This is a genomic window from Paenibacillus sp. A3M_27_13, from assembly GCF_024213315.1.
Taxonomy (GTDB): Bacteria; Bacillota; Bacilli; order Paenibacillales; family Paenibacillaceae; genus Paenibacillus; species Paenibacillus polymyxa_B.
The window spans coordinates 172,775-185,935 of record NZ_JANAVE010000010.1 but is presented as its reverse complement, the minus strand read 5'-3'; the positions used below and the strand labels follow the sequence as shown (position 1 = coordinate 185,935).

Annotated in this window: 1 protein-coding gene (running past one end of the window); it reads left to right on the top strand. The window is 53.5% G+C overall.

Going from position 1 to position 13,161, the window contains the following annotated elements; genetic code table 11:
* Positions 1–13,161: the final stretch of a non-ribosomal peptide synthase/polyketide synthase gene (locus NLX82_RS24590; RefSeq protein WP_254349203.1), read on the top strand. 29,073 nt of this gene lie to the left of the window's left edge; the window shows 13,161 of its 42,234 coding nt (coding positions 29,074–42,234); its start codon lies beyond the left edge, outside the window; the stop codon is at positions 13,159–13,161.

The following is a 13,161-nucleotide window of genomic DNA, read 5'->3' as shown; positions in this document are numbered from 1 at the left end:
TACCTGAATCGTGCGGACTTGACGGCCGAGAAATTCGTAGCGAATCCGTATGTAGCGGGTGAACGATTGTACCGCACAGGTGACCTCGCGCGGTGGATGCCAGACGGCAATGTGGACTTTATCGGCCGGATGGATGATCAGGTCAAAATCCGGGGCTTCCGGATTGAACTGGGCGAGGTGGAAGCGCAGCTGCTGACCGTGGACGGCATTCAGAAAGCCATCGTCACCGCCTGGGAAAACGAAGACGGAGACAAGGATTTGTGTGCGTATGTCGTAGCCTCTGAGGCGCTGAATTTGCCCGAGCTGCGTAACATGCTGCAGCCCAAGCTACCGGGTTATATGTTCCCGACGTATGTCGTACAACTGGATCATTTCCCGCTGACACCAAACGGAAAAATTGACCGCAAAGCGTTGCCTGCGCCGGAAGCGCGCCTCGAAGGAGGCACGGCGTACGTGGCACCGCGGACACTGCTGGAAGAGCAACTGGTACGTATTTGGCAAAGTGTTCTGAATCATCCGCAGATCGGTATTAAGGACCATTTCTTTGAAGTGGGAGGACATTCTCTGCGCGCCACAACACTGATGGCGAAAATCCATCAGGAGCTGAATTACAAGCTGGCCCTGCGAGATATTTTCCAATATCCGACGATTGAGCAACTGGTGCAGGTGATGGGAGAAGATCAGACACAGCAAACGTATGTATCCATCCCTGTGGCGGAGGAGCGTGCATATTATCCCGTTTCCTCGGCGCAAAAACGGATGTACGTGCTGAGTCACCTGGAAGGCGGAGAGGTTAGCTACAATATGCCAGGCGCTTTGATCATTGAAGGTTCCTTGGATAAAACGCGACTGGAGCAAGCCTTCCGCCAGCTGATTGTCCGTCATGAAGCCCTGCGAACCCGATTCGACATGGTGGATGGCGAGGTTATTCAACGGATTGAATCGGGCGTCGCATTCAACGTGGAGCATGTGCAGGCAAGCGAAGAAGAGACCCAGCAGTACGCACAGGACTTTGTACGTGCATTTGATCTCGCACAAGCACCGTTGCTGCGGGTTCAGTTGGTGGAAACCGGACCGGAGCGTCACGTCATGCTCTATGACATGCACCATATTATTTCGGATGGCGTGACTGAAGGCATTATCGTGCAGGAGTTCTCTCAATTGTATGAAGGCAAGGAACTGCCGTCCCTGCGCATCCAGTACAAGGACTATGCCGTTTGGCAGCATGCCGATATGCAAAGTGAACGTCTTCGTGAGCAGGAAAGCTACTGGCTGAACACGATGGCTGGTGACATTCCAGCGCTGGATATGCCAACGGATTTTGCAAGACCTGCCGTACAGCGTCTGGAAGGAGCTCGATTGGAATTTGCGATCAGCCTGGAGGACAGCGAGCAGTTGAAACAGCTGGCCGCGCAAACCGGCTCCACCTTGTACATGGTGTTGCTGGCCGCGTATAGCACACTCTTGCATAAATATTCGGGGCAGGAGGACATCATCGTCGGCACGCCGATTGCCGGAAGACCGCATGCGGAACTGGAGGGCTTGGTAGGCGTATTCCTCAACACGCTGGCGATCCGCAATTATCCGTCTGGCGACAAAACGTTCCTGGATTACTTGCAAGAGGTGAAAGAGCATGCGCTCAGTGCTTATGAACATCAGGAGTATCCTTTTGAAGAACTGGTTGAAAAGCTGAATTTAACGCGGGATACGAGCCGGAATGCGCTGTTTGACACGATGTTTGAGTTGAAAACATTTGAGCAGCAGGAGTTCGAACTGGAGGGTCTGACCTTTAAGACGTATCCGACGGACAATCATACGGCCAAGTTTGATCTGACTTTGGATGCAGTGGAGCAACCGGAGGGTATTCTGTGCAGTCTGGAATACAGCACGGCGCTGTACAAGCCTGAAACCATCGCGCGATTGGCACAGCATTTTACCGAGCTTGTTCGTGCAATTACCCTTCATCCGCAGCAGTCACTGGCAGCTTTGGATATGGTAACCGTCGAGGAAAAGGCACAAATCATCTACGGTTTTGGAGATGTAGGGGTGTCGGATGTTGCTGCGGTAGAAGCAGGAGCACTGTTCCATACATTTGTGGAAGAACAAGCGCAGCTTGTACCGGATCACGTGGCGGTGGTGTACGAGGAGCAGCAGCTTACGTACCAGAAACTGAACGAGTGTGCGAACCAATTGGCGCGTAGATTGCGGAATGAAGGTATTGGACGCGAGTCGATTGTTGGCATTTTGAGTGAGCGTTCGGTGGACATGCTGGTCGGTGTATTGGCGGTGTGGAAAGCTGGAGGCGCCTATGTGCCGCTGGATGCAGACTATCCGTCCGAACGTATTCGTTTCATGCTGGAGGACAGCGGTGCGACGGTACTGTTGACCCAAACGGGCTTGCAGGAGCGTGCACAGGTCTGGCTGGCGGAAAGCCGACAGGCCTTGACCGGAGGGCAGTCTGAAGGCGAGTTGGAAACAGCGGCTGGCGCTGAAACGATGGAATCAGGTACTCTCCATGGAACCCTGAACGGAACAGCAGATTCGGCCCCTGACAGCGAAGTAGCATCCGAACCCGCAGCGCACTTGCGTCTGCATACCGTGCTGGCGCTGGACGATGAGTCGCTGTATACCGGAGACACCACCGATATCGAGCACATCAACGAACCGCAGGATCTGGCCTATGTGATCTACACGTCCGGTACAACGGGACGTCCGAAGGGCGTCATGATTGAGCATCGCAGCTTGGTGAATACGGCTGCGGCGTATCGTCGGGATTACCGTCTAAACCAGTTCCCGGTACGACTGCTACAACTGGCGAGCTTCTCCTTCGACGTGTTCGTCGGCGATATTGCGCGGACGCTTTATAACGGCGGCACGATGGTTATCTGTCCGAAGGACGACCGGATTGATCCAAGCCGTCTATACGGCTGGATTCGCGACTATCAGATTACGGTGTTCGAATCAACACCGGCCTTGATCGTACCGTTTATGCAGCATGTATATGAACAGGGACTGGACATGAGCAGCCTGGAATTGCTGATTACCAGCTCGGATAGCTGCAGCGTGACGGATTATCGGGTGCTGCAGGAACGGTTTGGCGCAGATATTCGCATTATGAACAGCTACGGCGTCACGGAAGCAGCGATTGACTCTAGCTTCTATGATGAAGAGCTGTCGAAGCTGCCAAGCAGCGGCAGTGTACCGATTGGCCAAGCGTGGCTGAACGCGCGCTTCTACATCGTGGACAGCCAGCTGAATCCGGTGCCGATCGGTGTACTGGGTGAGCTGTGTATTGGCGGAGCTGGGGTAGCACGAGGCTACCTGAACCGTGCAGACCTGACGGCCGAGAAATTTGTAGCGAACCCGTACGTACCGGGTGAACGATTGTACCGCACAGGTGACCTCGCGCGGTGGATGCCGGACGGCAATGTGGACTTTATCGGCCGGATGGACTATCAAGTGAAAATCCGGGGCTACCGGATCGAGCTGGGCGAGATTGAAACGGCGATCCAGCGGGTGCCGGGTGTGCGTCAAGCGGTAGTCATCGACCGGACGGATGAGCGTGGACACAAGTATTTGTGCGGATACATCACAGGAGAAGCAGAGCTGCGGATTGAGGAGGTACAGGCTGAGCTGGAAGCTGGACTGCCAGCACATATGGTACCTGCACGCTTGATGCGTCTGGAGACCTTGCCACTGACCCACAACGGCAAAATCGACCGCAAGGCCTTGCCGGAACCGGAAGGAAGCATTCATACCGGTGCAGCCTATGTGGCACCGCGTACCACGGTGGAACAAGTATTGGCTGCGGTATGGGCCGGGGTGCTCGGTGTGGAAGCGGTAGGCACGCAGGATAACTTCTTTGAACTGGGTGGCGATTCGATCAAGGCCTTGCAAGTATCCTCCCGATTGCTGCAAGCAGGCTATCGACTGGAGATGAAAGACCTGTTCAGTCATCCAACCGTGTCTGCATTGGCACTGAAAGTCCAAACGGTGACCAGATTGGCGGATCAGAGCGAAGTGGTGGGCGCTGTGAAGCTGACACCTGTTCAACGATGGTTCTTTGAGCAGAACCTAACGGATGCTCATCATCATAACCAGTCCATTATGCTGCATAGCAAGGACGGTTTTGATGAACCGGCCCTGCGCACGGCGATGGATCACGTCGTGAGCCATCACGACGCACTGCGTATCATTTTCCGTCCTACGGAGTACGGATATGAAGCCTGGAACCGTGCGGTTGGTGAGGGCGAGCTGTATACGCTGGATCGGGCCGACTTCAGAAATGAGTCTGAGGTATCTGCGGCGATCGAGGCCAAAGTGAATGAAATTCAAGCGGGTATTCATGTAAGCGAAGGACCGCTGGTGAAGCTGGGGCTGTTCCATTGCCCGGATGGAGATCATTTGCTGATGGCGATTCATCACTTAGTGGTGGATACCGTATCTTGGCGCATTTTGTTCGAGGATATTACAACCGTCTATGAGCAGGCATTGAACGGACAAGCAGCTCGTCTTCCGCACAAAACGGATTCGTTCCGCACCTGGGCTGATGGGCAGTCTCAATATGCGAACGGCCCGGCCATGGTAGCAGAACTCGCATTCTGGCAAGACATTGAACAGGGAATGTATGAGCCGCTTCCAAAAGACGAATCCCATTCTCATTCCTTGAATAGGGACAGCGAGAACATTACGGTCACGTGGACAGCTCAGGAAACGGAGCAGCTGTTAAAACAGGCGCATCGTGCCTACAACACGGAGATGAATGATTTGCTGCTTACCGCATTGGGACTGACTATTTATCGCTGGGCGGGCCTGGAACGAGTGCTCGTGAGCCTGGAAGGTCATGGACGGGAGTCCATTTTGCCAGAACTGGATATTACGCGCACCGTGGGCTGGTTTACGACTCAATTCCCGGTTGTGCTGGATATGAGCGTGGGCCAAGACCTTTCACAACGCATCAAACATGTGAAAGAAGGACTACGCCGCATTCCGCAAAAGGGCATTGGCTACGGGATGTTGAGATACCTGTCCGCAGCACGTGAGCAAGAGCGTTTTGCAACCGAACCCGAAATCAGCTTTAACTATTTGGGACAATTTGACCAAGATATGCAAAATCAATCCATTGGCGTATCTCCTTACTCTAGCGGTGCAGAGCTTAGCGCCCATGCAGCTAGAACGCACACGCTGGATATGAACGGACTGATTTCGGAAGGCGAGCTGCAATTGACGATCAGCTACAGCAAGCAGGAATATCGCTGTGAAACGATGGAGCAGTTAGCCGAAGCGTTCCGAACCAGCTTGCGGGAAATCATTACGCATTGTGTAGGCCGCAAACAGCAAGAGCTGACGCCAAGCGATGTCATGCTGAAAAATGTAACCATGGCCGAGCTGGATCAATTGGTAGAACGGACTCGTGACATGGGGGAACTGCAAAATGTATATGCGTTGACGCCGATGCAAAAAGGCATGTTGTTCCATAGTCTGATGGATGCAGAGTCAGGTGCTTATTTTGAACAAACGACCTTTGATTTGCACGGACGCTTCCAAGCGGATATTTTCCAAGATAGCTTGAATCATTTGGCGCAGCGGCATGAGATATTTAGAGCCAATTTCATCAGCGGTTGGCAGGATGAGCCCGTGCAGGTCATTTTCCGCCGCAAGGATGTTGGTTTCAAATGTGAAGATTTGCGTCATTTGGATGATCAGGAACGTGACGCGTATGTGAAGGAATTTATTCGCAAGGACAAGGCAGCCGGATTTGATTTGTCCCGGGATGCGTTGATGCGCGTGGCGATTTTACGAACAGGTGATGAGGATTATTATTTTGTGTGGAGCTCTCATCACATCTTGATGGATGGCTGGTGTGTGGCGTTAGTCACGGATGAGGTGTTTGAGGCTTATTTTGCAGCCGTGGAGCATAGAGAGCCGAAGCTTGCCCCCGTTACTCCATACAGTCAGTATATTGAGTGGCTTGAAGCACAGGATGTAGGGGCTGCAGCTTCCTATTGGAAGGATTATTTGCTCGGCTATGATCAGCAAACTTCGATTCCGACCGGAAAAGTAGGCGTGAAAGCGGACGGTGCACAATTTGAGCATATCCTGTGCGATCTGGGCAAGGACTTGACCGGACGTATGGAAATGGTGGCCAAGCAGCACCACGTGACCGCGAATACATTGCTGCAAACAGCCTGGGGCTTGCTGCTCCAAAAGTACAACGGTAGTGACGACGCTGTTTTTGGCGGTGTAGTGTCTGGTCGTCCAGCGGATATTCCGGGGATCGAAAATATGGTGGGCTTGTTCATTAACACCATTCCAATACGTATCCGCAGTGGGGCTGAGGACACCTTTGCCGACATGATCAGAACGAATCAGAAGCAGGCGCTGACTTCTCAAGATTATGAAACGTATCCGCTGTATGAAATTCAAGCCTTGAGCGAGCAAAAGCAAGATCTGATCAACCACATTATCGTGTTTGAAAACTATCCGGTGGAGGAGCAGGTCGAGCAACTTGGCGAAGGTGCAGAGTCGGATTTTGAAATTCGCAATGCCGGCATGATTGAACAAACCAACTATGATTTCAATCTGGTCGTTATGCCGCAGGAAGCGATGAAAATCCGATTTGAATACAATGCGAAGTTATATGATCGTGAAGCCGTTGAACGGACTCAGGGCCATCTGATACAGCTGTTGGAGCAGGTGGTGGCGAAGCCGGACATTCGAGTGCAGGAGCTAGATATGGTAAGTGAGCAGGAGCGCGAGCAAATTCTCAGCGTATGGGGAAATACAGCTGCTGAGTATCCAAGCGAGCAAACGATCCATGGCTTGTTCGAGACACAAACGGCGCAGACACCGGAGCAGGCAGCTTTGTTCTTCGAAGGAGAGCAGTTGACCTATCGCGAGCTGAATGCACGCGCCAATCGATTAGCTCGTACCTTGCGTAGTCAAGGCGTGACGAAGGATCGACTGGTGGGTCTGATGACCGAGCGTTCTGTGGACATGATCGTAGGTATCTTCGGGATTTTGAAGGCTGGTGGCGCGTATGTCCCCATCGATCCGACGTATCCAGAAGAGCGTATCCGCTATATGCTGGATGACTCGGGTGCGAAGCTGTTGTTAACGCAAAACCATCTGGTGGATAAAGCAGCTTTTGACGGTAACGTGCTGGTGCTGGATGGAGCACAGAGTGTGTATCACGAGGATGGTTCCAATCTGGAGTCGTTGTCTGGTCCGAACGATCTGGCGTATGTCATTTATACGTCGGGTACAACGGGGCAGCCGAAGGGTGTAATGTTGGAGCATCACGGGCTATGCAATCTGAAAACGTATTTTGATCAGACGCTTCGGATGAGCACGTCGGATCATGCGCTGCTGTTCGCCAGCTATTCGTTTGATGCAGCTTGCTGGGAAATCTTCCAAGCGCTGTTCTGTGGAGCCACGTTGTATGTGCCAACGTCAGAAACGATTTTGAACTACGAGCGGTTTGAGCAATATATGGCGGATCATCAAATCACCGTGGCCGCTTTGCCGCCGACCTATGCGGTGTATCTGGAGCCGGGACGGATGCCAAACCTGCGTATTCTGTTCACTGTGGGTTCTGCATCTTCAACAGAATTGGTGTACAAGTGGAAGGATCAGGTGGCGTACTACAACGGCTACGGTCCCACCGAAAACTCGGTGGCGACATCCATCTGGCCGGTATCCGAGGATGAGAGAGCCGGACAACTGATTTCCATCGGACGCCCTGTGCCGAATCATCGGGTATACATGGTGGATGTGCATGGACATTTGGCTCCGGTGGGCGTAGCGGGTGAACTGTGCGTGTCCGGTCCGGGTCTGGCTCGGGGTTATCTGGATCGTCCAGAGCTGACGGCTGAGAAATTTGTATCGAATCCGTTTGCGGCTGGCGAAGCGGGCTATGAAAGGATGTACCGTACAGGTGACTTGGCGAGATGGATGCCGGATGGCAACATCGAATATTTGGGCCGGATCGACCATCAGGTGAAAATCCGGGGCTATCGGATCGAGCTGGGTGAGGTCGAGGCACAAATTTTGAAAGTGGAGGACGTACAAGAGGTCATCGTACTGGCACAAGCGGACGAACAGGGGCAAAACCAACTGGTGGCGTACTATGTTGCTGAACGGGAAGTGAGCACTGGTGAGCTGCGCAGCTTACTGAGCGAGGAGCTTCCAAACTACATGGTGCCTTCGTATTTGGTGCAGCTGGAGCAGATGCCGTTGACACCGAACGGTAAAATCGACCGCAAGGCACTGCCAACACCGGAAGGCAGCCTGCAAAGCGGAGCGGATTATGTAGCACCGCGGACATGGGTGGAAGTGAAGCTGGCGCAAATTTGGCAGGATGTGCTGGGTCTGGCACAGGTCGGTGTGAAGGAAAACTTCTTCGAGATTGGTGGACACTCGCTGCGGGCGACGACGCTGGCCTCGAAAATTCACAAAGAGCTGAACAAGCCGCTTCCACTGCGCAGTATTTTTGAATCACCAACCATTGAACAATTGGCAGTCGTACTGGAACAGCTGGATCAAGTGGCGTACGCATCCATTCCGGTAACGGAAGAACGCAGCTTCTACCCGTTATCTTCGGCGCAAAAACGACTGTATGTGCTGCATCAGTTCGACCCGAATGATGTGAACTACAACATGCCGTCAGTGCTGCAAGTGAGTGGCCCGCTGGACGTGAAGCGAGTGGAGGACGTGTTCCGTCAACTGATCGCCCGTCATGCAACGTTGCGTACCCACTTTGCACTGGTGGACAGTGAGCCGGTGCAATGGATTGAGGACACCGTGCCGTTCGAGGTGGAATATACGAAGGTACAGGTAGAGGGGGCGACTGCGGACACAAGGGTCAGCCAGGAAGCACAGGAACGTGTGCAACAGTTTGTACGTCCGTTCGATCTGCAAGTCGCTCCGCTGCTGCGGGTAGGCTTGGTAGATTTGGGTGTACAAGAAACCGAGCAGGAACCGCAGCATTTGCTCATGCTCGATATGCACCATATCGTCTCGGATGGTGTGTCCATGGGAGTACTGACCGATGAATTTGTCCGCTTATACGACGGTGAAGAGCTTTCGCCAATGCGTATCCAGTACAAGGATTATGCGGTATGGCAGCAAAGCGAAGCACATCAAGAGTGGATGCAACGTCAGGAAGCGTACTGGCTCGACACCTTCCGGGGTGAACTGCCTGTGCTGGATCTACCTACGGACTTTGCCCGTCCGTCGGTACGAAGTACGGCAGGTGATACGGTGGTGTTCGGGCTGGAGCGCGAAGCTAGCGAACGTCTGAAGGAACTGGCGGCGCACACAGGCTCTACGCTGTATATGGTGCTGCTGGCTGCGTACACCGCGCTCTTACACCAATACAGCGGGCAAGAAGATATTGTGGTCGGCACACCGATTGCCGGACGACCGCATGCAGATTTGGAACCGATCCTCGGGATGTTCGTCGGTACGTTGGCATTGCGAAACTATCCGACAGCGGAACATACCTTCCGCAGCTACGTGGAAGAAGTGAAAGTTTGTGCTCTGCAAGCCTATGAACATCAGGACTACCCATTTGAGGAACTGGTGGAAAAGCTAAATGTTAAGCGGGATATGAGCCGCCATCCGCTGTTTGATACGATGTTTACCCTGCAAACCACCGAGGAAGGCGAGTTGCAGCTGGCAGATCTGAGCTTCCGTCCATACGGCTTGGAACAAACGCCAGCGAAGTTTGATTTGACGCTGGAAGCCAGAGAGGAAGAGGCAGGTATCCAGTTCGGATTGCAGTATGCAACTGCGTTGTACGAGCGCGAAACGGTAGAACGGATGACGCGTCACTTTGTTCGCTTGGCCGAAGCCGTCGCGGCGAACCCGGATGCGAAATTGGGTGAGCTGGAGTTGATTACGGCAGAAGAAACCGAGCAGATTCTGAAGGTGTTCAATGATCCGAATGCGCACAGCCTGCTTGGAGCATTACAAGGCCGTTCGCTCAGCGAACGCTTTGAAGAGCAAGCGAAGCGCAACCCTGAGCGAATAGCAGTTGTGTCTGGGGCTACCGCGCTGACCTACACTGAGCTGAATGAGCGTGCGAACCAATTGGCTCGTGTGTTACGAGCGGAAGGGGTCGAAGCAGATCAACCGGTAGGGGTATTGCTGGAACGTTCTGCGGATATTCTGGTGAGCATTCTGGGGGTACTTAAGGCCGGAGGCGCATATGTACCGATGGATACGATGTATCCACAGGAGCGCATCGACTACATGCTCCAAGACAGTGGGGCCAAGGTCGTGATTACAAGCAGAGTCGCCAATCTGTCGCTCAGCTTGCCATCCACAGTTCGAGCTGTAGTCTTGGATGACGAGGACGTTCAAGCTCAGTTGGGAGCACAGGATGCGGGCAATCTAATCCCTGTCGCCGGCCCGCACAACCTAGCCTATATGATTTACACGTCAGGTACCACCGGTCAGCCGAAAGGGGTCATGATCGAGCAGGGCAGTGTTAGCAATCTGGTAGATGCTTTATTGGAACGAGTATACAGCCGTTATGAACAGTCGCTTCATGTCGCATGGCTGTCGGCATTTGTATTTGACGCTTCAGTGAAGCAAATCTTTGCCAGCTTGCTGTTAGGCCACACCCTGCATGTGGTGTCCCGTGACGTCAGTCTGAGCGGAGAGCATTTGATCGCCTACTACCGCACGCACCGGATTGATCTGTCGGACGGCACACCTGCACATCTGCATATTTTGAACGAAAGCGTCAGTGTGACGGAAGCGCCGGAATTGAAGCATTACCTGATCGGTGGCGAAGCATTATCGGTGCAGCTGGTAAATGTGTTCCTGCACAAGTGGTCCGAGTATCGTCCGGTCATTACGAACGTGTACGGTCCGACCGAAACGACGGTAGATGCGACCGCTTATACGATTGAAGATGTGGAGTCCCTGAACGTACTGCTGGAAAAAGGGGAGCATACGGTATCCATCGGAACGCCGATAGCGAACCAGTCGGTGTACATCCTGAACAGCCAGCAACAGCTGGTACCGATCGGTATCGCAGGTGAGCTTTATATCGGAGGTGCAGGCGTGGGACGAGGATACCTGAACCTGCCGGAACTGACGGCAGAGAAGTTCATCCCGAATCCGTTCGCTGATGCGGCAGCAGCTGATCCAGCGGATCACGCAAACCGGATGTACCGGACGGGCGACTTGGCACGGTGGATGCCAGACGGCAGTATTGAGTATTTGGGCCGGATCGACCACCAGGTGAAAATCCGGGGGTACCGGATCGAACTGGGCGAGGTGGAAGCGCAGCTGCTGACCGTGGACGGCATTCAGAAAGCCGTGGTCACAGCATGGGACAACGAAGACGGACACAAGGACCTGTGTGCCTATATCATAGCTTCAGAGTCCCTGAGTTTGCCGGAGCTGCGCAATGCGCTGCAGCCGAAGCTGCCGGATTACATGATCCCGACGTATGTGGTACAACTGGATCGTTTCCCGCTGACACCGAACGGGAAAATCGACCGCAAGGCGTTGCCGGCACCGGAAGCACGCCTCGAAGGAGGCCTGGAGTACGTTGCACCGCGGACGCCGCTGGAAGCCAAGCTAGCCCAAATCTGGCAGGATGTCTTGAAGCTGTCCAGCGTAGGAGTCACCGACTCATTCTTTGACGTGGGCGGACACTCCCTGCGGGCAACGACGCTGGTGGCCAAAATCCATCAGGAACTGGACAGCCGGATTACGCTGCGTGAGGTGTTCCAACACTTCACGATTGAGCAGCAAGCCCAGCTCATCGCAACGCACGGTACAGACACCTATACGGTGATCCCTGCGGCGGCGCAACAGGCGTACTACCCGGTTTCCTCGGCTCAAAAACGACTGTACATTTTGAGCCATCTGGAAGGTGGGGATCTCAGCTACAATATGCCGGGTGTATTAACCGTGGAGGGACCGCTTCAGGCCGATCGGCTGGAGGATGCGTTCCGTCAGTTAATAGCCCGTCATGAAACGTTGCGGACTTCCTTTGAAATGCTGGAAGGCGAGGTCGTTCAGCGGATTTACGATCAAGCGGAGTTTGCAGTAGAGCACCTGCAGGCCAGAGAGTCCGAAGCCGAAGCCTATATCGAGTCCTTTGTACGCAGCTTTGATCTTCGCCAGGCACCACTGCTGCGTGTCCGTCTTATTCAAACCGGACCAGAGCGCCATCTCCTGATGTACGACATGCACCATATTATTTCAGACGGTGTATCGTCTAACAATATCGTGCAGGAGCTGGTACAACTGTACGAAGGGCAGGAATTGGAGCCGCTGCAAATTCAGTACAAGGACTATGCCGTGTGGCAGCAGCAGGAGATGCAGCGTGAGTCATACCAACGCCGGGAACACTTCTGGCTGGAGCATTTAGCCGGAGAATTGCCGGTACTGGATTTGCCAATTGCTTATCCTAGACCTGCTGTTCGCAGCTTCGAGGGTGCGATGTATGAATTTACAGTGGACGCGAATGTATCTGAGCAACTGCGCCGAATTGCGGCACAGACTGGAAGTACGCTGTACATGGTGCTATTGAGTGCCTACACCGTTCTGCTGTCCAAATACAGCGGTCAGGACGATTTGATCATCGGCACGACAGTAGCAGGCCGCTTGTTACCTGAACTGGAGCCACTGATCGGAATGTTCGTCAACACGCTAGCCATCCGGCATCAGCCGAGGGGCAACCAAACGTTCCACAACTACTTGCTGGAAGCCAGAGATCGTACGCTACAAGCCTTCGAGCATCAGGATTATCCACTGGAAGAGTTGGTGGAAAAGCTGGATATAGCACGGGATGCAAGCCGTAACCCGTTATTCGACACTATGTTTGTACTGCAAAATACGGAGTCACAGGAAGCGAAGCTTGAGACGCTGTCCTTCAGCCCGTATGTTCAGGAGCATCGTATCTCCAAATTCGATTTGACCTTGTCCATGAGTGATGAGGATGGGGAGATCAAGGGTTCCTTTGAATACTGCACGAAGCTGTTTGGAGCCGACGCTATTGAGAGATTAACCAGAGATTTGATAGCGATCCTGTCCCAGATTGGAACCGACCCAGATTTGCTGTTAAGCGATATTCAAGTGAACACGGACGAGCAGCCAGAAGGCTTCTCGCCGGATTCCATCGACTTTGTTTTCTAA